The organism is Clostridium sp. 1001271B_151109_B4 (assembly GCF_015670405.1).
In the GTDB taxonomy this organism is placed as follows: domain Bacteria; phylum Bacillota; class Clostridia; order Clostridiales; family Clostridiaceae; genus Clostridium.
In genome coordinates, this window is the sequence record NZ_JADPBQ010000005.1 from 103,840 (window position 1) to 128,811 (window position 24,972).

Below are 24,972 nucleotides of genomic sequence, written 5' to 3' on the forward strand. Positions count from 1 at the left end.
TAATATAGGGGGATTATGTACGAATTGGAAATAATATTAAAAAGTTAATGCTTTTTATTGAAAAATAGAGTATAATTAAAAAAGAGGAACGCTATATAGATGCTATTTTAGTGATTTAGCATTTGTGTGTGTTTCTTTTTTTTTATTTTAATTACAAAGGAGAAAGTATGTTATTTAAAGATTTAGATATAATAAAACCAATATTAAAGGCATTAGAAGAGTCAGGATATGAAAAGCCTACGGAAATACAAAAGAAATCAATTCCTGTAGTTTTAAAAGGAAAAGATATTTTAGGATGTGCACAAACAGGAACTGGTAAGACGGCTGCTTTTGCAATTCCAATATTACAAAATATAGCTGCGGATAAAGAAAAAGATAATAATAGAAGTATAAAGGCTTTAATTGTAGCGCCTACAAGAGAGTTAGCTATTCAAATAGAAGAAAGTTTTGCCGCGTACTCTAAGTATTTAGATGTAAAAGATACAGTTATATTTGGTGGAGTGAATCAAAGTTCTCAGGTTAGGAAGATAAAAGCTGGTGTAGATATATTAGTTGCAACACCGGGAAGACTTTTGGATTTATCTAATCAAAAACATGTTGATTTAAAAAATATAAAATACTTTGTTCTTGATGAAGCAGATAGAATGCTTGATATGGGAATGATTCATGATGTAAAGAAAATAATATCAAGATTACCTAAGGAAAGACAAAATCTATTATTTTCAGCTACTATGCCAAAGGAAGTAATGAAACTTGTAAATTCTATTTTAAATAATCCGGTAAAAGTAGAAGTTCAACCAGTATCTTCAACTGTAGAGATTATTTCACAAGGGGTATATTATGTGCCTAAAAAGAATAAAAGGTCATTACTTATACATTTATTAAAGGATGAAAGTATAAAATCTGTAATAGTCTTTTCAAGAACTAAGCATGGGGCAAATAAAATAGCAAAGGATCTTGAGAAATCAGGAGTAACATCGGCAGCTATTCATGGGAATAAGTCTCAAAATCAAAGGCAGTTAGCATTAAATAATTTTAAACAAGGAAATATAAGAGTATTAGTTGCTACTGATATTGCGGCTAGGGGTATTGATATTGATGAATTATCTCATGTTATAAATTATGACTTGCCAGATGTAGCTGAAACTTATGTACATAGAATTGGACGAACAGGAAGGGCTGGATCTTCAGGTATTGCTATTACTTTCTGTGATGAAGAAGAAAAAGCTATGTTTAGAAGTATTGAAAAGCTTATTGGGAAATCAATTCCTGTTTTAGAAGAAGAATATGAAATAATTAAACCAATAACTAACGTGGTGCAAAGAGCAAATAACAATTCGCGTAATAGAAACAATAATGGAAGCAGAAATAATACAGGAAATTACAGAGGAAAAAGATATATCAAAAACAAGCCTAAAAATGATAAAAAACAATAATTAAAAGTGAGAAGGTGTTATAGTATATAAACTATAGCACTTATTATATAAGAAACAACAATAGAGATAAGGGTTTAAGGGGTTTTGGTAAAAAATTTTAGAAAAGGTGGGAGCAATTACGGAAAATAAAGTATTTAAAGAATTAAATGAAGATTATAGATATTTAAATAATTATATAATAGCTATGGAGAAAGCATTATTTAAAGATGCTAATATATCAATATCAAAGGCAAAAGTATTTTCAGAAAATTTAGCACAAGAGGTAGCTAAGCTTGAGAGCTTAGGACTACTTATGGGAATGAATCAGAATGAGAGATTAAAAGAATTGAATAAAAAAACGGATATAGATAAATATGAACTGGAAATATTTAATAAGATAAGAAGGATTATAAATATAGCGTCTATAAATACGGGTGATAATACTGAATCGGCATTATTATTACATAGATGTTCTTATGATTTAACTTGTTGGTTTGTTAATAGATACATAAATAGGGAGCTTGAGATACAAGAATACATAATTCCAAGTATTAAATTATAAAATAGTTATAGATGATTTAGAAAGATATAAATTAAGGTGTTTATAAAGTATATAAAAAATAAATAGAAAAAGTTTGTAATATAATAAATAGTATGTTATACTAAATGAGTAGCAAAAATGCTAACAAAAAAATAGGTTTCATTTGGATAGGTAGTTTCTCGTAAATTAGGGGATTATATTATCGATTTAAAATCTTTTAATTTTAGGAGGAACAAATTATGACAGATAAGACAATTGTATGCAGAGATTGCGGAGCTGAATTCGTATTTACAGTAGGAGAACAAGAATTCTACAAAGAAAAAGGATTCGACAACGAACCTGTAAGATGTATCGCTTGCAGAAGAGCTAAAAAAGAACAAAATAGAAGATAATTTTAGATTGTTATAAGCTGTAGTTTTAGACTATAGCTTTTTTTTATTTAATATTTTATTAATTTGTATTAGTGTATTATAAGCAAATTTTTAAATTTTAATTTTATTAAATTAACTTTCAATTATGAATGAAAGTTAATAACAAGTTTTCTTTAAATAAGTGGAATATATTAAATGTGTTATTGGCTTATGTTATAATTTTTATATTAATGAATTAATAAGAGGATGATATCATGGATGAAAAAACAAATGTAATGAGAATTTTAGAACAGAAAAAAATTAAATATGAAACACATAGTTATGTTGGAACAGGAGCCATTAGTGGAACCGAAGTTGCAACGGTATTAGGTCAAGATCCAAATCGTGTATTTAAAACATTAGTTACTGTTGGTAAAAGCAAGAATAATTATGTATTTGTAATACCAGTTGAAAAAGAGTTGAATTTAAAAAAAGCTGCAAAAATAGTTGGTGAAAAATCTATAGATATGTTAAAATCAAAAGATTTATTATCTTTAACAGGATATATTCATGGTGGATGTTCACCAATTGGAATGAAAAAGTTTTTTAAAACTGTTATAGATATTTCAGCTGAAGATTATGACGCAATTATTTTTAGCGCTGGAAAAATTGGTTATCAAGTAGAAATGTCTCTTTCAGAGCTTTCAAAAGTAATAAGATTCACTACTGCAGAAATTATATAAATTATGTATAAATAATTATGCATAAATTTAGTTAGTAGTTAAGGATGAAATTGCTAGTAGTTTTTTTAGTTATATATTTTTAGAATTCAGCTTAGCTGAATTTATTCCTTAACTACTAACTGAAAAAAGTGTTGTTCACTTTTTTAGTTAAACAATTGCTTGAGAATCAGATTTGATGAAGCTTAATAGTGATTCAGCATCTTTATAACCTTTATTATAAAGTTGTAGTAAATTTTCTGCTTTTTTAGTTAATGTATTTACACCACAGCAATCATCAGGAGCTATTATTAAAGCTTTGTTTTGAGATTGATATTTTAATGCTATTCCAATACCCTCGTTATATTTTTTATGTCTATTAAGAAGTTTTTGAGAAGCAATTGGATAAGTTTTATTAAGTAGTTTTGCTAGTATCCTATCAGTTTTATCAGGTTCATCAAAGCCAACAGGCTTAGTAAGTATAAGTACTATTTTATCACATCCATCATTAATAGCTTTTTTTATAGGAAGAGGGTCTGAAAGACCACCATCAAAATAATTAATACCATTAATAGTATAGGGTTTACAAACAATAGGTATACAACAAGAAGCTTTAAAAACATCATAGTCATCCTTAGATAATGAACCTTTATCAAAATAAACAGTATCTCCGGTTAATGAATTAGTAGCTACAATTTTAAAAATACTATTTGATTTTATAATTCCATCATAATTAAGGGGGTTTTCACAATTAGAATTTGAAAGTCCACTATAAACATAATCTAAATCAATATAAGAACCATTTCTAAAAAGGTTGTGAAAGCTCATATATTCTTTTCTAAAAATGTATTCAGAGTAAAACTTTAAGTTTCGTCCCTTTTGTTTTCCTAAAAATGATGCAATATTAGCACTTCCAGCAGAAACACCTATTCCATAATCAAAATTAATATTATTATCTAGGCAAAAATCAAAAACTCCTGCTCCATATATTCCTCTAAGTCCACCACCTACATCAATAACTCCTATCAAAGATATAACCTCCTTTAATAAAATACCAAAATTAACCACAAAGATATTTTATATCATTAAATTTAAATAGTAAATAAGTTAAAATGTTTAATGAATTTGTAATATGGAAAAAGTTGAGAAGTGCTAGGCCTATATGGTACTATTTAAGTAGTAATAAATAATGAAATATATTATTAAAATAATAGGGAGATAAGATGTGAAAATCCGGCTCTAAACTTAATGAATTAATGATATATTACTAATATGTGTATTATGTGAAATGGTAATTGTGTATTATAATGCAAATACAAGACAAAGAATGGGTATTGGGGGAGGGTGGATTAATAATGAGAAAATATGATATAAAGGATAAATATAAGAAGATTAATAAATGTCTTGATATTATAGGATTAATCTTAGTTGTAGCATTAGTGATTATGACTTTTATATACTGGGGAAAGGCACCAGATATAATACCAACTCATTATAATTTCAAGGGAGAAATTAATGCTTATGGTTCCAAAAATACAGTATTTATTTTATTGCCTATAGTGCTAATAACATATATAGGTATAGCAGTTTTATCTAAGTTTCCACAGGTATATAATTATCCAGTTGAAATAAATCCAAGAAATAAAGAAAAGCAATATTTAATGGCAAGTACTTTTATTAGGGTACTAAATGTAGAAACAATAGCAATTTTCTTTTATATTCAAATGAGTATATCAACAGCAATGAGTAGTGATAAAAATTTATCAATAATATTTTTGCCTATATCTTTATTTATTTTATTTGGTAGCATTGGATTTTATATTTATAAAGCTATTAAGTATAAATAGTAAAAAGTGAAGTAGAAAAATAAATCTACTTCACTATGCAAGAATAGAAAGTAATGCAGTAAGGTATAATAAAGAAATGATACCACTTAGTGAAAGTATAAGGTATGCTATAGCACCGTTAAAAGTAAGTGCTAATGATAAAAATCAAAGTATAGAGTTACTTATTAATAGTGAAGGATATTATTTTCATGATAAAAAATGGATTGCTGAAAGCTTAAGTAATATAATAAAAAATGCTATAGAGCATACTAACATTAATGGAAAAATTAAAATTACTCTCGAAGAAACACCTATGTCTATTAGTATTACAATAAGTGATAATGGGGAAGGTATAGATGAAGATGAACTTAAAAATATATTTAAGAGGTTTTATAAAGGGAAAAGTTCTATAAATCCTAAGAGTGTAGGAATTGGATTATCACTAAGTAAAAAGATAATAGAAGCATATGGTGGAAGTATAAGTGTAAAAAGTAAGCTTGAAAAAGGCACAATTTTTAATATAATATTCTTGAAAGTAATAATATAAGGAGAATAACATGACAAAAGATAAAGTTGAAAAATTAATGGAAAGCTATGACACATTAGTAGAATTAGGAGTAATATTTCACTACGGAAGTGAAGAGATAGAACAAGGGGAAGTTACTAGTATTGAATTTACTGAAGATGATACTGTTAAGCTTGAATTAGATGAATTTACTGAAGTTGAAGTTAATTTAGAAGATTTTATAGAGAATCATTCTAAGGAAGGTAATAACTATCATACTTGGAATGTAACTAGAGAGTTTGATAATTTATTAGAGTCTTAATAATAAAAATGCGCACCATTTTATCGGTGCGCATTTTTGTATTATTTAGTTATAACATCTTCTTCATTTTCTATTTTAGATTCTTCGTTTTTAAGTTTGACTGATTTCATATGCCAGTGGCCTTTATCATCTTGAGTAAAGGTTCCAATTAAATAAGTTTCTTTATAAGGTTTTTCATAAGCAAGTCCATGAGCCTCTATTTCAACAGTATTATCAGTTCTAGATATTACAGAAAAAGAATCAACCTCAATAAGTCTAAGATCCCTATCTTTCCAATGTGTAAAATAATAATCTAGAGAATAAATAAAATCTGAACATCTGAAATATACATACATATTTTTTATGGAGGTTCCTATAATAAGTAGTGATAGCAATATAATACAGAGCGTTGCAAACTTTTTGGTTTTTTGAATACGTAATTTTTTATTGTGTAATTTTTTTTTTCGTATTTTAATTACATTTTTATTTTTTAATGTATTTACAGTATCCATAAAGCTACCTCCATAAAAGAATTTATATATTTATATATTACCATAATATGTAAATAAGTAAAGAAAATATTGTATATTTAATACACTAAACTTATAATGAAGATACAATAAATTAAAATACAAATAAAAAAGATAAAGATAAGTAAAAGGAGAATATTATTATGGATTATTCAAGCTTAATATTAATGGAAAAAGATAAAGAAACAGGTTTTGTGGTTAAGGAAGTTGGAAGTTATACTGTATCTGAAGGTGCAGAACATATAAAAAGCTTTTACGTTTTAGGAGATGAAGTTTATATAAAGTTTGATACAAATAAAGATGTTGAAGAATGGGAATACTCTGCAATATATGATGTATTTAATATGAATTCATTTGAACAAGAAGGATTTGAAATTGAAGAGGTTGAAGATGAATATAATCCTACATATTTAGTAAAATTTAAATATGAGGATAATCGTGAGTACATTAGTGAAAAATTATCATTATGTATTGAGTTAATAGAAGAAGCAATGGAAAAAGCTTTTAGTGACATTGAAGGAAAAGAAGAAGAGTATAATTAGAAAGGAGGAGCCTATAAAGATAGGCTAGGAATTAATATGGAAAGTAAGGTTGTGAAGAAAAGAGAGGAAATACAAGAAAGGGATAAGTGGACTGTAAATGAAATTTATTCTAGTGACGAAGTTTGGGAAAAAGATTATAAAGAGTTACAAGAAGAAGCTCCTAAATTAAAAGGATTTGAAGGAAAATTAGGAGATGGTAAAACTTTAATTGAATATTTTGAAGTGAACGAAAAAATTTCAAGAAAAGCAGAAAAAATATATGTATATGCGCATTTAAGAAGTGATGAGGATACTAGCAATACAACTTATCAAGCAATGATGAATAAAATAGATGCTTATATGGCTGAATATGCAACATATACAGCTTATGTTGTACCAGAAATTTTATCACTTCCAGATGGAAGAATTGAAAAGTTAATGAGTGAATATAAGGAATTAGAACCTTATAAATTCTTATTAGAAAATATATTAAAAGAAAAACCACATGTATTAAATAAGCAAGAAGAAGAATTGTTAGCTGCTGCTTCAGATTGTTTAGATGCACCATCAGCAATACACAATATAATGACTAATGCAGATATGAAGTTTGGAAATATTAAAGATGAAGATGGAGAAGTAGTTGAATTAACAGAAGGAAATTATTCTTCATTTATAAAATCAAAAGATAGAGAAGTTAGAAAAGCAGCATTTGAAAAATTATTTGGTGAATATAAAAATTTTGAAAATACATTGGCAACAACATTATCTAGTTCTATTAAGGTATTTAACTTTGGGGCAAAGGTAAGACATTATAATAGTGCATTAGAAGCATCATTAAAGCCTAATGATATTCCATTAGAAGTTTATACTAATGCAATTGCAACTATAGATAAGAATTTATCATCACTTCATAGATATGTAGCATTAAAGAAAAGACTATTAGGTGTTGATGAAATGCATATGTATGACTTATATGTTCCAGTTATTGAAGTACCTAAAGAAAGAGTAGAATTTGATAAAGCTATTGAAATGGCAGTAGAGGGATTACAACCTTTAGGTAAAGAATATTTAGATATATTCCAAGGTGGAATAAATGATGGATGGATAGATAAGTATATTAATAAGGGAAAACGTGGAGGAGCTTACTCTTGGGGTGGATATGATACTAAACCATATGTTTTATTAAATTATAACTATGAACTTAATGATGTCTCAACATTAGTACATGAAATGGGTCATTCAATACATTCTTATTATTCAAGAAAAGAACAAAGCTATTATTATGCTGGATATACTTTATTCTGTGCTGAAGTTGCATCAACAACAAACGAAGCACTATTAATTCATCATTTAATAAATAAAGAAAGTGATAAAAAGAAAAGGCTTTATTTAATAAATCAAGAATTAGAGCAAATAAGAACTACAGTATTTAGACAATTAATGTTTGCAGAATTTGAATTATATACACATGAAAGCTTTGAAAAGGGTATTCCACTAACTGCAGAAGATTATAATGCAAAGTGGCATGAACTAAATGTTAAATATTTTGGTCCAGATATGGTAGTTGATAATGATATAGATATTGAATGGGCAAGAATACCGCATTTTTACAGTGATTTCTATGTATATCAATATGCAACTGGATATGCAGCTGCATCAGCATTTGCTAAAAATATATTAAATAATGAACCTAATGCAGTTGAAAAATACGTTGGATTCTTAAAGAGCGGTGGAAGTGATTATCCAATAGAAATTTTAAAGAAAGCTGGAGTAGATATGACTACAGCTAAGCCTTTAGAAGCAACAATTGATAGATTTAATGAGTTATTAGATATGTTAGAGAAAGAAATATAAGCATGAATAAATTAGAAAAAAACTTATTTGAAGAATTAACAAAGCAATTAGGGTTTTATATTAAAGATTATTATAGTGAACATTTAAATAGCAATAAGTGGATAGCTATAATGGAAAATAAAGATTTCATTTATGCTGTTATAGTGTGTAAAGATAATGAAAGTGAATTTGAATATTATGAAGCAAAGGCTTTTTTAGAGAAAAATTATTCTACAAGAATTGCACTTAATGTAGTCATTTATTCAACAGAAGATAATGAGATTTTTATTAATAAAAACTTTAATAAGGTGATTTATTCAGAAAAGGAACAACAAGTAGTTTACAGCGATAATAGCTGTAAACCACTTGTTTCTATTCTTAATAATAGTAAACAAAAAGAAATAAAGAAAAAGTTAAAATATAAGGATAATCTGGTTACATATATATTGATTGCTATAAATATTTTAATATATATATTAACAGCATTTATATCTAGAAATATATATGATATAGATTCATATACTCTTTTAGCATTTGGTGCAAAGGTAAATGAATTAATAAATAGTGGACAATCATGGAGGTTAATAACATGTGCCTTTTTACATGGGGGATTAGCTCATATAGCATTTAATATGTATGCCTTAAAAATAATTTGATCAGAGGTAGAGTATGCTTATGGTAAGGTTAAATATATTGGAATATATTTAATTTCAGCTATAGGAGCTAGTTTGTTTAGCTATATATTTAATGCAGATTCCATAAGTGTAGGAGCATCTGGAGCAATATTTGGTTTATTTGGGGCCATGCTTATATTTGGAATTAAAAATAGAGATAGAATAAGAAAAGAGTATATAATAAATTTATTTAAGGTTATAGTTATAAATATTATAATAGGTGTAACAATAAGTAATATAGATAATTCAGCTCATATAGGTGGATTAATATTTGGAGCACTTTCAGCTCTTATATTAAAAAACAAGAAAATATATTAATTTTCAAAGGAGTTTTCAAATGAGATTTGTCAAAGATAAGGCTCTTATAGTAAATATAATCTCAATGGTGATATTAATAATTACAGCAGTATGCAATTTTGTATTTTATGGTGGAAGTAAATTATTTAGAATAGGATTAATGGCAGTAGCATTATGGTTTATGTACTTTGTTTATAAAAAAACATTTTTAAGAAAATCGAGAATAAGTTTTTATTTAATATTTTCTTTTATAGTTGGAGCGATGTATTTGGGTAGTATTTTAAATTTTTACGAGATAATTCCCATGTATGACAAAATACTACATTTATTATCAGGAATTATTATAGGCATGATAGGGTTTATATTATTTTTACATGTAACAGATGGAAAAGGAATGAGTACATGTAAAAGTTATGCTCCAATGTTGTTTTCTATTATATTTTCTATAGCGGGAGCTGCTGTTTGGGAGATATGGGAATTTTCAACCGATCAGTTGTTTGGATTTTTATCACAAAATAATAGTTTGCATGATACCATGTGGGATATTATTTGTGGTTCTATAATGGGGATTGTTTCAAATATACCAGTTTATTTATACATTAAAGGTAAAAAAATTAAATATATAGAAAAAATAATCGAAGAGATGAATGAATAAGAAAAAGTAAAAATGATGAATAATTTCATTATTTTTACTTTTTTGTTGCATTATTAAGAAAAACTTAAGGAAATTTATAAGTAATTGTTAACAAAAAATTAACTCTTTATAAAATATATATTATATAATAGAGTTATGGAAAGAATATTAATAAGGGCAAAATACTATGGGGGATGAAATGGTTGAATATTTTAGAGAAGATAGATAAGAGAGCATTAGAGTACATAAGTGAAAAGTGTAAAACAAAAACACTTGATAAAGTTATGCCTATCATAACTATGATGGGTAATTTAGGAATTATTTGGTTTGTAATATCGACGTTATTAATTTTAAGGGTTGAGTACAGAATTATTGGTGTTGGAGTAATTTTAGCATTAGCATTAACAACAATAATAGGAGAAGGATTGATTAAACATATAGTGAAAAGAAAAAGACCCTTTGAAGAAAAAGAAGAAAATTTATTAATTAATAAGCCAATAACATATTCATTTCCATCAGGACATACAGCTTCTTCATTTGCTGCATTAGCAGTATTTATTCAAATGAATACTAAATTAGGGCTAGTAGTAAGTCCGATAGCAACTTTAATTGCATTTTCAAGAGTTTATTTAAAGGTTCATTATCCTACAGATGTTATATTTGGAATGATGCTAGGATTTACATGTGGTATAAGTGTAGTAGGGTTTATGGGGAGAGCGGTATTTTAAATATTTAATTTTATGTTATAATAGTTAATTGACTAATTAAGCAAATTTAATTGTTAGGGGGACTTTAAATGAATATTCTTATTTTGTCTGCATCTACTGGAGGCGGACATATGAGGGCATCTAAAGCTATAGAGGGTTATATGACCCAACAAAATAAAGATATTAATGTGAAAATTGTAGATAGTTTATTATATATTAGTCCGATATTAAATAAAACAATAACATCAGGATATGTATATTTAGCAACCAAAACTCCTAAATTATATGGAAAGCTATATGATTTAACAAATAAGGAGCATAGACTAGCAAACTTTGTTACAAGATTAAATAACATATTTGCTAATAAGCTTTTACCATTAATAGATGATTTTAGACCAGATGTAATAATTACTACACATCCTTTTCCAACAGAAATGGTTTCAAGATTAAAATCAAAGGGAGAAATAAATATACCATTAATTTGTATAATGACAGATTATGCACCTCATAAGGCATGGATAAGTGAGAAAGTTGATGCTTATATTGTTGCTAATGATGATATGGTAGGAAAAATGATTAATGAAGGTGTAGATGTAAATAGTATTTACCCATACGGAATACCGATAGATGAGGTATTCTTTGAAGAAAAAGAAAAACAATTAGTACTAGAAGAGTTAGGATTTGATAAAACATTGCCAACTATTTTGATGATGGCAGGTAGCTTTGGTGTAACTAATGTTTTTGATGTATATGAAAATATAATAGATATTGATTTAGATTTTCAAATTATTTTAGTTACAGGGAGAAATCAAAAACTATATAGCCATTTTGAAAAGGTAGTAGATGATAGTCCTAAAAAGACTAAATTAATATATTTTACTGATGAAATCAATAAGTATATGCAGGCCTCTGATATAATCATTACTAAACCAGGGGGATTAACTGTTACAGAAGCTTTAGCATGTAACATACCAATGGCTGTGTTTGATGCTATACCAGGTCAAGAAGAAGAAAATGCAGAGTTCTTATTAAAGCATAATATGGCAGTAAGAATTAAGGATGGAGATAGCTGTAGAAATTCTATAGTAGAATTGTTAAAAGATGGAGGGAAATTAGAAAATATGAAAGAAGCTTGTAAGTCTTTTGACAAAAATGATTCTACTAAAAATATATTCTTGTTAATAAATGAACTTATAGAAAATAATAATTTAATAGAAAATGATGATTTAATAGAAAATGATAATTAGCTTATATAAATTTAATATTCCTCTGTTGAGCAAACAGAGGAATATTTATTTTTATATTATTTTTATAAAATATTTAAAAAGTTTATTTTAGTTTTATTTAGATTGTAACTTGTTTGAAATTAATATTTTGATAAAAATAAGATTAGGATAGTGGAAAAGTTAAAAAAAGAAGATAAATAAATATATTTATATGGGAAATATAAGTAAAATAGTGTAATATTATAATTGGTAGTAAAATTTTAAGGGGGTAAACTTATGACAGGAAAAGAATATGTTTTAAGTGTATTAGAACAAGTAGAAAAGAGAAATAGTAATGAAAAGGAATTTTTAGATGCAGTAAAAGAGGTTGCACTTTCTTTAGTACCAGTATTTGATAAACACCCAGAATATATCAGAGAGGGTTTACTAGAAAGAATTGTAGAGCCTGAAAGACAAATAATGTTTAGAGTACCTTGGGTTGACGATGCTGGAAATGTACAAGTAAATAGGGGATATAGAATTCAATTTAATAGTGCAATAGGGCCTTATAAAGGTGGATTAAGATTCCATAAAAGCGTTAATGCAAGTATAATTAAGTTTTTAGGGTTTGAACAAATATTTAAGAATTCATTAACTGGTTTACCTATAGGTGGAGGAAAAGGTGGATCTGACTTTGATCCTAAAGGAAAATCAGATAGAGAAGTAATGAGATTCTGTCAAAGCTTTATGGCTGAATTATATAAACATATTGGTTTAGATACGGATGTACCAGCAGGAGATATTGGTGTTGGTGGTAGAGAAATTGGTTATATGTATGGATATTATAAGAAGATAAGAAATGCAAATGATCAAGGTGTTTTAACAGGAAAAGGATTATCTTATGGTGGAAGTTTAACAAGAACCGAAGCGACTGGATATGGTTTAGTTTACTTCACAGATGAAATGATGAAGGATAATGGACTTTCTTTAGAAGGAAAAACAGTTGTAATTTCAGGATCAGGAAATGTTGCTATATATGCAACTCAAAAAGCAACAGAATTAGGGGCAAAAGTTGTTGCGTTAAGTGATTCAAATGGATACATTTATGATGAAAATGGAATTAACCTTGATGCTGTGAAAGAAATCAAGGAAGTTAAAAGAGGAAGAATAAAAGAGTACTTAGATTATGTTCCTACAGCAAAATATACTGAAGGATGCAGAGGAATTTGGACTATTAAATGTGACGTGGCTCTTCCTTGTGCAACACAAGGCGAAATAGATGAGGAATCAGCTAAAATATTAGTTGAAAATGGAACTAAAGTTGTTGCTGAAGGTGCAAATATGCCATCAACATTAGATGCTATTGAAGTATTACAAAGCAATGGGGTATTGTTTGGACCAGCAAAAGCTGCTAATGCAGGTGGAGTTGCTTGTTCGGCTTTAGAAATGTCTCAAAATAGCATGAGAATGTCTTGGACATTTGAGGAAGTAGATGCTAAGCTTAAGAATATTATGATTAATATTTATAATAATTCTGCAGCTGCAGCTAAAGAGTATGGGCATGAAGGCAATATCTTAATGGGAGCTAATATAGCAGGATTTAAGAAAGTTGCTGATGCTATGATGGCACAAGGAATTGTATAATAATTTGAGTTTATAATATGTTTTTAAAAATCAAACTTTCATTTAGTGAAAACTATAAGAAAGTTTGATTTTTTGCGTAAATAAAAAATATATTAAATTGAATGAGATAGAAAAAAAGTAAAGACATATTAGAAAAATGAAAATAAAATTTTTGAAATATTTATAATAAAAGAAAAAAGATTTTATGGGAAAGCCTGATTTTAATTTTAAATTATTTACTATAAAGTTTGTACTTATAGCTTTTTTGAAATATAATGCATTAGTGTAAGTAAAATGCGTTGTATTTTTAAATAATAAGGATAATATATAAATAAGTTAAGCAAATGAATTAAATTAATTTTTTGTAATGGCTAATTACTACATAATAGATTATAATTAAATACCGTAAAATATAAAGGATTTGAAATTAAATAAATAAAAAATTTCTTTTAAATAAGAAAATATGATAAAATTATAGGGTTAATAAAGAACATTAGTTTGATTTTGATATTAGGAAACTATATAATTATATCTAAATTATTACTTAAATGTGAATAGGTTATAATTTTGGAGGTTTATATGAATAATGAAGTTAATAGTAAATATGATGTAACAGATTTGACATCTTTAGAAAAACTGGAACCTGTAAGAGTGAGACCAGGAATGTATATAGGGTCAACTGGAACAAAGGGATTACATCATTGTATATGGGAAATTTTAGATAACTCTATAGATGAAATATCTAATGGGTTTGGAGATAAAGCAACTATAATTATAAATAAAGATAAAAGTGTAACTATTATAGATAATGGTAGAGGAATACCTACAGGAATTCACCCTGTTAAAAAGAAATCAGGGGTTGAAATGGTATTTACTGAATTACATACTGGTGGTAAGTTTGATAATAAAAATTATAAAACTTCTGGTGGATTACATGGTGTAGGTGCCGCAGTTGTAAATGCATTATCTAAATGGTTAGAAGTTGAAGTTCATCAAAATGGGAAAGTTTATAAGCAAAGATTTGAATATGCTTATGATAAAGAATTAAAAAAAGATATGCCAGGTACAGCAGTTACAGCATTGGAAGTTGTAGGAAAGTCTAGAGATACAGGTACAAGAGTAACATTTAAGCCAGATAATGAAATATTTTCAACAACAGATTTTAAATTCGATATCATTGATGAAAGATTACAAGAATTAGCATTCCAAAATAAAGGAATAAAATTAGAGCTTATTGATAATAGAAAAGATGAAGAAGTTAGAAAGGAATATTATTCAGAAAGAGGATTACTTGATTTTATCGATTATTTAAATGAAAGTAAGACACCTATTCATGCAACTCCTATTTTATTTGAAGGAGAAAGAGCAATAAATAATATTTCAATGTATGGTGAAGTTTGTATGCAATTTACAGACTCTACAACTGAATATATTGCAAGTTATGTTAATAATATTCCAACAACAGAAGCTGGAACTCATGAATCAGGGTTTAAGACAGGGATGACTAGAGCATTTAAAGAATGGGCTAAAAAGTTAGGGCTTGTTAAGGAAAAAGATAAAGACTTTGAAGGTGATGATTTAAGAGAAGGTATGACAGCAATTGTTAGAATAAAAATAACTAATGCTGTTTTTGAAGGGCAAACTAAAACTAAACTTGGAAGTTCTGAAGCTTATACTATGATGAATGATTTAGCTTATACTAAGCTTTGTGAATGGATAGAAGATAATAAAGAGGTTGCTTCAAGTCTTATAAATAATGCACTTGCAGCTGCGCAAAGAAGAGAAAAAATTAAGAAGATTAATGAAGCTGAAAAGAAAAAAATAGGTAAAGGTACTGCACCATTAGCAGGAAAAGTTGCTGTATGTACTTTAAAAGATAATACTGTTAATGAATTTATCGTAGTTGAGGGAGATTCTGCGGGAGGATCGGCAAAGCAAGCTAGAGATAGAAGATTCCAAACTATTATGCCTTCTAAAGGTAAGATAATGAATACTGAAAAGCAAAAGCTTGAAAATGTACTAGCATCTGAAGAACTTAAAATATTTAATACAGCTATTGGAACAGGAACTTTAGATAATTATAAAGAAGAAGATTTAAAATACGATAAAATAATTATTATGAGTGATGCCGATGTAGATGGATTCCATATTAGAACTTTATGGATGACGTATATTTATAGATATATGAGACCTTTAATATCAAATGGTCATCTTTATTTGGCACAACCTCCTTTATATAAAGTTTATAAAACTACTAAAGGAAAAGAAATATCTAAATATGCATATAGTGATGAAGAACTAGAGAAAGTTAAGAAGGAAATAGGAAAAGGTGCTTTAATACAAAGATATAAGGGATTAGGAGAAATGAATCCAGATCAGCTTTGGGACACAACTTTAAATCCAGAGACAAGAACACTTTTCCAAGTTACTATTGAAGATGCTGCGAAAGCAGAGAAAATGGTATCACTTCTTATGGGAGATGTAGTTGAGCCAAGAAAGAATTATATGTATAAGTACGCAGAGTTTTAAGGCAAGGAAGGAGATAAATTATGGCTAAGAAGGTACATAATATACCAAAAGATAATAATATTTTACGAATACCAATTGAAGAGGCAATGCCAGACAATTATCTTCCATATGCTGTTGAAGTAGCAAAAGATAGAGCACTTCCAGATGTAAGGGATGGGTTGAAGCCTGTTCATAGAAGAATTCTTTATGGATCATATTTACTAAAAGCTTTTCCAGATAGACCATATTATAAGTCAGCTAGAATAGTTGGGGATGTATTAGGTAAATTCCATCCTCATGGAGATTCATCTGTTTATGATGCAATGGTACTTATGGCCCAAGACTTCTCTACTAGAGAGCCGTTATTTGATGGGCATGGAAACTTTGGTTCTATGGATGGTGACGGAGCTGCGGCTATGCGTTATACAGAAGCAAGGCTTTCACCAATAGCTATGGAAATGCTAAAAGATATTGAAAAAGAAACAGTAGATATGGTTCCAAACTATTCAGATAGTGAAATGGAACCAAAGGTTTTACCAGCAAGATATCCTAATCTTTTAGTTAACGGTACTTTTGGAATAGCAGTTGGGCTAGCTACTAATATTCCACCGCATAATTTAGGGGAAGTTACTGATGGGGTTTTAGCATATATAGATAATCCAGAAATAACTACAAAAGAGCTTATGGAGTATATAAAAGCACCAGATTTACCAACTGGTGGTGTGCTGATAGGTAAAAATTCATTATTATCTGCATATGAAACAGGAGAAGGTAAGGTTACATTAAGAGCAAAGACAGAAATTGAAAAGCTTGAAAATGGACGATATGGAATTGTAATAACAGAATTCCCTTATAGAAGAAATAAATCAAAAATTCTTCAAACGATATCTGAAATGACTGGAGATAAAAGACATCAAAAGGCTTTAGAAGCAATTACAGATATTAGAGATGAATCAGATAGAACTGGTATTAGAGCTGTTGTTGAATTGAAAAAGGCAGCAGATTATGATACAGCAGATAAAATATTAAAATATTTATTTAAAAAGACTGATTTACAGTGTAATGTAAGCTTTAATATGGTGGCTTTAGCAAATGGAAAGCCACAAACTATGGGATTAAAGACAATAATAACTCATTATGTTAATCACCAAAAGGATATAGTTACGAGAAGAAGTATAAAAGAGCTTGCAATGGCAGAAAAAAGATTCCATATAGTTGAGGGGTTCATTAAAGCAATTGATGTTTTAGATGAGATAATTAAGACTATTAGAGAATCAAAATCTAAAAAGGATGCAGGAATTAACCTAGTTGAAAAGTTTGAATTTACAGAAATGCAAGCAGAAGCTATTTTAGAACTTATGCTTTATAGATTAACAGGTCTTGAAATAAAGGTGTTCCAAAAGGAATATGCAGAACTAGAAAAAATTATAAAGAGATTAAGAAAAATATTATCTGATGAAAAGACTCTTTTAAATGTTGTAAAAACTGAATTAAAAGAAATAACTGATAAATATAGAAATCCTAGAAGAACTATGATAGTTGAAGATGATAGCGAAGCTAAAATTGATTTACAAGAGCTTATTGTAGTTGAAGATGTTATGGTTACTTTATCAAAAGACGGATTTATTAAGAGAATTCCAGTTAAGACTTATCAAAGATCTAATGCAAAGGCAGAAGATATTGAATATAGAGAGGGAGATGAACTTAAATTCTTATTTAAGTCTAATACTACTGAAAATATTTTATTGTTTACTGATAAGGGAAATATGTATCAAGTTAAAGGTATAAATATTCCTGAAGGTAAGTGGAAAGAAAAAGGAGAAAGAATAGATTCTATAATTAAAACTTTAAATTGTGATGATGAAAAAATAGTTGAAGCTATATCAGTAGGAGTTTTAGATTCTAATAAGAGTGTTCAGTTTATAACTAATAGAGGTATAATTAAAAAGAGTACTTTAGATAAATTCCAAACTAATTACAGTAAAATTCAAGCTATTAAATTAAAAGAAAATGAGTTTGTATTAAATATTGAGATTTTAGATAATAATGAAGAAAAAGAATTCTTAAAAGTAGAAAGTAAGTTAGGGTTAAAATTTAGTTTAGAACTTCCTAAAATAGAAGATACTCCTAGAAATATTTTAGGCACACAATTATTTAACCTAATAGAAAATGATGAAATAATTAAAGTTGAATATGTAAATGAATTTGAGTTTATAACATTCAGTGTTGGGGTAACGGCAAAAGGAAACTTAAAAGGTTTTGCAAGAGCAAAATCTAGTGATAGATTAAAGGTAAATACTGATTCAGTAAGTACATTGTTATTATTCACTAATAAGGGGAATGTTTATAAAATACCATCATTCTTAATATCCAATGTTGTTAAAGAAGAAATTTCGCTAGAAAATATTATTGATGGATATTCAAAGAATGAAAAAATAGTTGATGTACATTCAATAAAGAATTTCGATGAAAGAAAGATGGTTTATTTCTTTACTAAAAAGGGAATGATAAAGAAGACTTCGTTAAAAGAATATGATGGAAATTATTTAATATGGCAAGCATATAAATTTAAATATGAAAATGATGAAGTAATCTCTGTATGTATTGAAGACTATTCTGAAAGTGAAGTATTAATAATAAGTAAAAAAGGAATGGCGATTAGATTCCTAAGTGATAATGTTAATCCAATGGGAAGGATAGCAGCTGGAGTTACTGGAATAAGTTTAAAAGAAGATGATGAAGTAATTTATGGAAAAATAATTGATATAGTATCTAATGAGAGTGATGAAATAGCCATAGATACTAACAGAAGTCTTGAAGTTGTTTTAATTACAAGCAGCAAAGAGAAAAGGACTATTTCTACTGAAGAAATAAGAGTTCAAAATAGGGCAGGAAGAGGTACTAATGTTATGGTCATTAGTTTAGATGATGAAATAACAGAAGTACAATTTAGTTAATAGTTTTGAGTTAGGAGTTAGAAGTTATATATGATGGATACTTGTTACAAGAGCAAGAATTTTTAGGCATTATATAACAAGCAGGTATTCCTATATAACGAATTACATTTATAACTCCTAACTACAAATTAATATAAAGAGGTGTTTTAAAATGAAAAAAGTTGCAGTTTTATTAGCAGAAGGATTTGAGACTATTGAAGCGTTAACAAGTGTTGATATTTTAAGAAGAGCAGGTGTTACTTGTACTACTTTTGGAATTAATGAAGTAGAAGTAACAACATCTCATTCAATCACAATAAAAGCTGATGAAGTTTTAAGTGATGAAATTTATAATTATGATGTAGTTATATTACCAGGCGGTATTCCAGGTGCGATTAACTTAAGAGATAATGAAAAAGTGAATGAAATTGTAAAGAAATTTTATGTTGAAGGTAAGATAGTTGCAGCAATTTGTGCTGGTCCAATTACATTTGGAAAATTAGGTATTGTAAATGGTAAAAATGCTACATGTTATCCTGGATTCGAGGATCAATTAGTAGGATGTAACTATAAAAATGAACTTGTGGTTGTAGATGAAAATATAATTACAGGAAGAGGGCCAGCAGCAGCTATTCCATTTGCATTTGAAATATTAAATAATATAGCACCGGAAAAGGTAGAAGAAATTAAAAAAGCAATGCTTTTTAATAGTTAGCAGTCGAAATTGCAAGAGTAGTAAGTGAAAAATTTCAAGTGATAAGTGACAAGTTAAGGATGAAACTCCTTAGGAAGTTTTTGTAATATGTTTTTTAAAAAAGTCAGCGATAGCTGACTTTATTCATTAACTTGAAAGTTGTTACCTGTCACTTGTCATTCACCGACAAATGGGGGTGTTTTTTTTGGAAAAGTGGATGGTTAGAAATGTTAAGTTTGATTGCGAAGGATTTGCAAGACAACTAGAGGTCAGTCCTATAGTTTCTAAGCTTTTAGTTAATAGAGGGATATATAATGTAAAAATGGCAAAGGAATTTTTAAGTTCTTCTTTAAATGATTTTTATAATCCAAGAGAAATGTATGGTATGGATGGTGCTGTTCAATTAATGAAAAGCAGTATAATCAATAATGAAAAAATACTTATTGTAGGTGATTATGATGTTGATGGAGTTATTAGTACCTATATACTTTATTCAGCTATTAAAAAATGTGGAGGAAATGTTTCTTTCCATATTCCAGACAGAATTAAAGAAGGGTATGGAATAAATGAAAGTATAATAAGAAAAGCAAGTGATGAAAATATTGACATAATAATTACTTGTGATAATGGTATAGCAGCTATAGATCAAGTTAATTTAGCAAAAGAATTAGGATTGAAGGTTATAATTACAGATCATCACGATGTGCCTTTTATTGAAGAAAATGGCGAAAGGAAATATGTGGTGCCAAATGCTGATTTTGTTTTAAATCCTAAGCAAGAACAATGTGAATATAAATTTGATAAGATATGTGGAGCTGGAGTAGCTTACAAGTTTGTAGAATGCCTTTATGATGAGTTTGATATAAATAAAGAAGAACTTTATGATTTACTTCAATACACAGCAATTGCAACTGTTTGTGATGTAGTTGATTTAGTATCTGAAAATAGGATAATAGTTAAAGAAGGATTAAGAAGAATAAATAATACTAATAATATAGGATTAAAAGCATTATTTAAAGAAACAGGATTGGAAGACAAAGAAATAACTGTATATTCATTAGGGTTTGTTATAGGACCTAGTATTAATGCTTCAGGTAGACTTGAACAAGCAGAGTGGGCATTAAAAATGCTTCTAAGTAATAATGAAATAGAAGCTAAAGAGTTAGCAGAAAAGCTTAATGATTTAAATAAAGAAAGACAAGAGCTAACAAAAGAAGGATTAGAAGAAGCAATTGAAATAATAGAAAAAAATAATATGACTAAGGATAAGGTATTAGTTGTATATTTAGAAGATGTTCATGAAAGTATTGCTGGAATAATCGCTGGTAGGGTAAGAGAAAGATATAACCTTCCTGCAATTATTTTAACAAAGGCACATGATGGAGCTAAAGGATCTGGAAGATCTATTGAAGAATATAATATGTTTGAAGAATTACTTAAATGTAAAGATTTATTAGGTAAGTTTGGTGGGCATCCAATGGCAGCTGGAATGTCTATACCAAATGAAAATATAGATGAGTTTAGGAATAGATTAAATAATGTTACGACATTAACTGATGAGGATATAATTCCTAAAGTTTCAATTGATATGGGCTTAAACTTAAGTCAAATAAATTATGAGCTAATAGATCAAATATCATTGTTAGAACCATATGGAAAAGCAAATCCTAAGCCTACTTTTGGAATGAAAAAGTTAAAAGTTGTAGATGCAAAGATATTAGGTAAAAATAGAAATGTACTTAAGCTTAAATTAACAGATGGAAGGCTTTATATTGAAGGTATATATTTTGGAGATATAGAAGGATTTGAAAATTCCATAAAAGATGAGTTAGGTGAAATTGAGTATAATAAAGTCTTTAATGGTATATCTAATAATCTTTACTTAGATATAATTTGCATGCCAGAAATCAATGAATTTATGGGGAATAAAAAAGTTCAGCTGCAGATAAGTAATTATAGAATAGCAAAATAAAAAACTATAATGGTATAGCCATATAATAGAGCAAGATATCTATTATATGGCTTTTTTTATTCAGAAATTAAAAAAGTTTTGTGAAATATTCCAAAAAAAATTTTAATATATGAGCCGAAAAAAAGTTTTGTGAAATCAGACAAAAATAGCTTAAGTGTATTGATAAAAAGTTTTGTATAATATTCCAGTAAGAATGTTAAGTAATATTTTAATCACAAATTATATACAACTAAAGAAATAATTGGAAGATAAGAAAAAATATTTATTATGGAGAAATATAAATTTGATAAAGGTGATAAATGTAAAATTTATTTGGGAGTGTTACTAAAGAAATAGATTAAGATAAGTGAAAAGGTTAGTTTGTCAATAGATATTAATGTATATTGGTTTGGCTATTATTACAAAAAAGTTCAGTGATATGACTTATAAAAGTTTTTTTATAGATTATTCCAAAAATGTTTACTATATATTTACATAAAAATAAATATATGTAACACTTGGAAGTAGCCCGGGTTAAAATAAATTAATTAAAAAGGAGAAGACATTATGAAAAAAAATGAAGAAAATTATTACTACTATGCTTATTGGAGGAATTATAGCTGGAAATGCAACAAATGTATATGCAACTACATGGCAAAATTGTGTGAATAAATCAACGGTTATTAATGATGCTGGAAAAACTATAACAACAACTTCTAGTAGTTCAGGGGAAATCAAAAATGGTAAAAGATCAACGGTTCATCAAGCAAAAATAAAGACATACAATACTTATAATTCATCTCAAGCAAATTATTTTATAGCACCTATGAAGGTTTATGGAGATACATCAAAAGTAACAAAGACAAACAATTATATGAGAAATGTTAGACAAGTATGCTTTAATCTTTAATTAGAAAAAAACACTAAAACTAGATAACTACTAGTTTTAGTGTTTAATTAATGGGGGAAGGAGAAAGTTAAAAATATGACTTTAAAAAGAACAATAGGATTATTAAGTACAATAGGATTATTATTTAATTTAATATCTTGCACAGAAAAGCAGGAAGTTGAAATATATGATATGGCATTAAGAGGCTTTGTTGAGGAAAAAGTTGATTTAAGTGAGGATATAAATATCCAGGATATTAAGATGATTAATGATAATACTATAAAAATGATATGTTTAAATTCAAATTCTCAAGAAATTATATTAATTTCAGAAGATGGATTGGAAAATTGTAGAGAAGAAGAGGTTAAAGCTACTGATTTTAACAGAGATAAAAGCTTTTTTTGTAGTATAACTAATAACGGAGATATAGTGGCAGTTGATGGTAGTGAGAATACAAATAATTTTATTTTAATAAAAGATAATGATTCAATAGAAAATATTAATATAGAGAATGATTATTTTTCTAATATAAAGGTATCGGCAAGTAATGATGTTTTAATATATGATATGAACAATGTTTATTTATACAACTTAAAAGATGGAAATTTAAAAAAAGAAATTTGCTTATATGAAATCATGAATGTATGTACTACTAAAGAATATTTTATTGTACAAACTGTAGATACAATAAAAAAATATAGTTTAGATAATGGTGAATTTATAGAAGATATTAAAGAATTACAACAATTCGTAGATGATGATTTATACGGAAAATTAAAATTATTTGAAAGTAATAAAGATAATGAATTTTTTATTGTAGATTCTACAGGAGTATATACTATAAATGATGAAAACTACAATAAAACCCAAGTAATTGATGCTAATGCTTATTTATTTAATAATAATGAGATGTGTTTAGAGAATTTTTTACAACTAGATGATAAAAATTATTTAGCAGTATATTATAATTATAATGAAGATATTAAGAATATATATACATATTCTTATTCAGAAGAATTGGCTAATAAGGAATTAGAAGAAATAACTATTTATTCTTTATATGAAAACACTAGTATAAGGCAATATGGTGCAAGATATCAAAATGACAATCCACATATAGTTATTAATTATGAAGTTGGAATAACTGAAGGAAGTGGACAAACAGAAAATGATGCTATAAAAACTTTAAATACAGAATTGATGTCGAATAATGGGCCAGATATATTAATATTAGATAATCTGTCATCGCAAGATTTAATAGAAAAGGGAATGTTAGAAGATATAACAGATGTAATTAATAATAAAAAAGAATCTTTATTTGAAAATATTTTAGATTCATATTTTATTGATGATAAAATATATGCTTTGCCTTTAAGAGTTAAAATTCCTGTTGTTTTTGGAGAAGAAAATAAAATAAATGAATTTAGTAAATTAAATAATAGTTTAATTAATAATGAAAATAGCAACAATAGAATATTTGGTGCTTATGGACCTAGAGATATATTAAATTTAATGTATAATATAAATAGTGATAAACTTGCTAATGGTAAGAATATTAACATAAATGAAATAAAATTATTCTTAGAAAATATGAAACTGCTATATGAAAATGAGAGAAATAATATAGGTGAAGATGAGCATAATAATTATTTAGAGCATATGGGACAAATGTCAAGTGATGATGTAAAAGAAATGTCAGAAGGTATGTATTCAGAAAAGAATATTGATCCAATAGAAATTTTAAGACCAGAATATTCTAGCTTGCAGATTGGATATATATCAAGTTTTGATAATATAGCTGAGATATATACTGTTATGCAAGAAGAGGAAAATTTGACTTATAATACTTATGAAGGTAATAATAGATTTTTGGCAAAAGATATTGTTGGAATAGCTTTGAGGAGCAATAAAAAAGCAATTTCAAGAGATTTTATTTCATATTTAATTGATGAAAAAATGCAAAAAATTAATAATGGAACAGGTATTACTATTAATAAAAATGCTCTTTTAAGTATTTATAATAGTAATGTAGGAAATGATAATTTAGGTGGAAAAGGTATAAGTGGAGAAGATTATTATATAAGTTTAGATACGAAATGGCCATCAGAAGATGAATATAATAAATTTTTAAACATCGTTAATAGTTTGACTTCGCCTATTAATATTAATTGGTATATTTCTGAAGTGGTTATTGATGCTGGTGAAGAATATTTAATGGATGAAATATCATTAGACGAAGCTTTAGATAAAATAAATAGTAAGTTAGAGGTGTATTTAGTAGAATAAGTATGAGAAGTGGGAAGTGTAGGTGCT

The 24,972-nt window shown here is 27.4% G+C and carries 21 protein-coding genes and 1 pseudogene; 20 read left to right on the top strand and 2 right to left on the bottom strand.

Annotated elements, in window-relative coordinates; all coding sequences use genetic code 11:
- Nucleotides 1–167 precede the first annotated feature (167 nt).
- The 4 genes from I4V63_RS05165 to ybaK all read left to right on the top strand — a co-directional run bounded on the left by I4V63_RS05165 (nucleotide 168) and on the right by ybaK (nucleotide 3,049).
- Nucleotides 168–1,436 (top strand): DEAD/DEAH box helicase, encoded by a 1,269-nt coding sequence (locus I4V63_RS05165; protein ID WP_196000231.1) that lies wholly within the window; start codon nucleotides 168–170, stop codon nucleotides 1,434–1,436.
- Between the two features lie 106 nt (nucleotides 1,437–1,542).
- Nucleotides 1,543–1,977 carry a hypothetical protein gene (locus tag I4V63_RS05170; RefSeq protein ID WP_196000232.1) on the top strand — a complete coding sequence of 145 codons (435 nt, stop codon included), beginning with the start codon at nucleotides 1,543–1,545 and terminating at the stop codon, nucleotides 1,975–1,977.
- Between the two features lie 218 nt (nucleotides 1,978–2,195).
- Nucleotides 2,196–2,348, top strand: a complete 153-nt coding sequence (locus I4V63_RS05175; protein ID WP_196000233.1) for a zinc-ribbon domain-containing protein — start codon at nucleotides 2,196–2,198, stop codon at nucleotides 2,346–2,348.
- A gap of 233 nt (nucleotides 2,349–2,581) precedes the next feature.
- Nucleotides 2,582–3,049, top strand: coding sequence for a Cys-tRNA(Pro) deacylase (gene ybaK / locus I4V63_RS05180; protein WP_196000234.1), 468 nt, complete (start codon nucleotides 2,582–2,584; stop codon nucleotides 3,047–3,049).
- A gap of 147 nt (nucleotides 3,050–3,196) precedes the next feature.
- On the opposite strand, the gene I4V63_RS05185 is transcribed toward ybaK, so the two are convergent.
- Nucleotides 3,197–4,054, bottom strand: coding sequence for a patatin family protein (locus I4V63_RS05185; protein ID WP_196000235.1), 858 nt, complete (start codon nucleotides 4,052–4,054; stop codon nucleotides 3,197–3,199).
- Between the two features lie 326 nt (nucleotides 4,055–4,380).
- Between I4V63_RS05185 and I4V63_RS05190 the strand changes: the two genes are divergently transcribed.
- From I4V63_RS05190 to I4V63_RS05200, 3 genes are all read left to right on the top strand, one after another.
- Nucleotides 4,381–4,872 (top strand): DUF1648 domain-containing protein, encoded by a 492-nt coding sequence (locus I4V63_RS05190; RefSeq protein WP_196000236.1) that lies wholly within the window; start codon nucleotides 4,381–4,383, stop codon nucleotides 4,870–4,872.
- Between the two features lie 76 nt (nucleotides 4,873–4,948).
- Nucleotides 4,949–5,398: a sensor histidine kinase gene (locus I4V63_RS05195; RefSeq protein WP_196000237.1), complete on the top strand. Its 450-nt coding sequence runs from the start codon at nucleotides 4,949–4,951 to the stop codon at nucleotides 5,396–5,398.
- A 10-nt stretch (nucleotides 5,399–5,408) separates the two neighbouring features.
- Nucleotides 5,409–5,678: a hypothetical protein gene (locus I4V63_RS05200; protein WP_196000238.1), complete on the top strand. Its 270-nt coding sequence runs from the start codon at nucleotides 5,409–5,411 to the stop codon at nucleotides 5,676–5,678.
- A 41-nt stretch (nucleotides 5,679–5,719) separates the two neighbouring features.
- Here I4V63_RS05200 and I4V63_RS05205 read toward each other — a convergent pair whose 3' ends face one another.
- A complete protein-coding gene (locus I4V63_RS05205; RefSeq protein WP_196000239.1) occupies nucleotides 5,720–6,169 on the bottom strand; it encodes a hypothetical protein in 450 nt (149 codons plus the stop codon).
- Between the two features lie 161 nt (nucleotides 6,170–6,330).
- Here I4V63_RS05205 and I4V63_RS05210 point away from each other — a divergent pair, with 161 nt between their 5' ends.
- The 13 genes and pseudogenes from I4V63_RS05210 (at nucleotide 6,331) to I4V63_RS05275 (ending at nucleotide 24,945) form a co-directional block, all read left to right on the top strand.
- Complete coding sequence (locus I4V63_RS05210; protein WP_196000240.1) at nucleotides 6,331–6,729, top strand: DUF6762 family protein; 399 nt, start codon at nucleotides 6,331–6,333, stop codon at nucleotides 6,727–6,729.
- 36 nt (nucleotides 6,730–6,765) lie between these two features.
- Nucleotides 6,766–8,562: an oligoendopeptidase F gene (gene pepF, locus I4V63_RS05215; protein WP_196000241.1), complete on the top strand. Its 1,797-nt coding sequence runs from the start codon at nucleotides 6,766–6,768 to the stop codon at nucleotides 8,560–8,562.
- 110 nt (nucleotides 8,563–8,672) lie between these two features.
- Nucleotides 8,673–9,533, top strand: a pseudogene (locus I4V63_RS15590) (rhomboid family intramembrane serine protease).
- A 19-nt stretch (nucleotides 9,534–9,552) separates the two neighbouring features.
- Entirely contained in the window at nucleotides 9,553–10,167 is a 615-nt protein-coding gene (locus tag I4V63_RS05230) for a hypothetical protein (RefSeq protein ID WP_196000243.1), read from the top strand.
- A 182-nt stretch (nucleotides 10,168–10,349) separates the two neighbouring features.
- Nucleotides 10,350–10,874: a phosphatase PAP2 family protein gene (locus tag I4V63_RS05235; protein WP_243280453.1), complete on the top strand. Its 525-nt coding sequence runs from the start codon at nucleotides 10,350–10,352 to the stop codon at nucleotides 10,872–10,874.
- 68 nt (nucleotides 10,875–10,942) lie between these two features.
- Nucleotides 10,943–12,100: a glycosyltransferase gene (locus I4V63_RS05240; protein ID WP_196000245.1), complete on the top strand. Its 1,158-nt coding sequence runs from the start codon at nucleotides 10,943–10,945 to the stop codon at nucleotides 12,098–12,100.
- Between the two features lie 255 nt (nucleotides 12,101–12,355).
- Nucleotides 12,356–13,702, top strand: a complete 1,347-nt coding sequence (gene gdhA, locus I4V63_RS05245) for an NADP-specific glutamate dehydrogenase (protein WP_196000246.1) — start codon at nucleotides 12,356–12,358, stop codon at nucleotides 13,700–13,702.
- Between the two features lie 558 nt (nucleotides 13,703–14,260).
- Entirely contained in the window at nucleotides 14,261–16,210 is a 1,950-nt protein-coding gene (locus I4V63_RS05250; RefSeq protein ID WP_196000247.1) for a DNA topoisomerase IV subunit B, read from the top strand.
- A 20-nt stretch (nucleotides 16,211–16,230) separates the two neighbouring features.
- Nucleotides 16,231–19,146 (top strand): DNA topoisomerase IV subunit A, encoded by a 2,916-nt coding sequence (locus I4V63_RS05255; protein ID WP_196000248.1) that lies wholly within the window; start codon nucleotides 16,231–16,233, stop codon nucleotides 19,144–19,146.
- A 151-nt stretch (nucleotides 19,147–19,297) separates the two neighbouring features.
- A complete protein-coding gene (locus tag I4V63_RS05260) occupies nucleotides 19,298–19,840 on the top strand; it encodes a DJ-1 family glyoxalase III (protein WP_196000249.1) in 543 nt (180 codons plus the stop codon).
- 196 nt (nucleotides 19,841–20,036) lie between these two features.
- The gene (recJ, locus tag I4V63_RS05265) at nucleotides 20,037–21,791 is read left to right on the top strand and encodes a single-stranded-DNA-specific exonuclease RecJ (protein ID WP_196000324.1); all 1,755 of its coding nucleotides are present in this window, start codon (nucleotides 20,037–20,039) and stop codon (nucleotides 21,789–21,791) included.
- Between the two features lie 556 nt (nucleotides 21,792–22,347).
- Nucleotides 22,348–22,680 carry a hypothetical protein gene (locus tag I4V63_RS05270; protein ID WP_196000250.1) on the top strand — a complete coding sequence of 111 codons (333 nt, stop codon included), beginning with the start codon at nucleotides 22,348–22,350 and terminating at the stop codon, nucleotides 22,678–22,680.
- A gap of 75 nt (nucleotides 22,681–22,755) precedes the next feature.
- Nucleotides 22,756–24,945, top strand: coding sequence for an extracellular solute-binding protein (locus I4V63_RS05275; protein WP_196000251.1), 2,190 nt, complete (start codon nucleotides 22,756–22,758; stop codon nucleotides 24,943–24,945).
- Nucleotides 24,946–24,972: the final 27 nt, after the last annotated feature.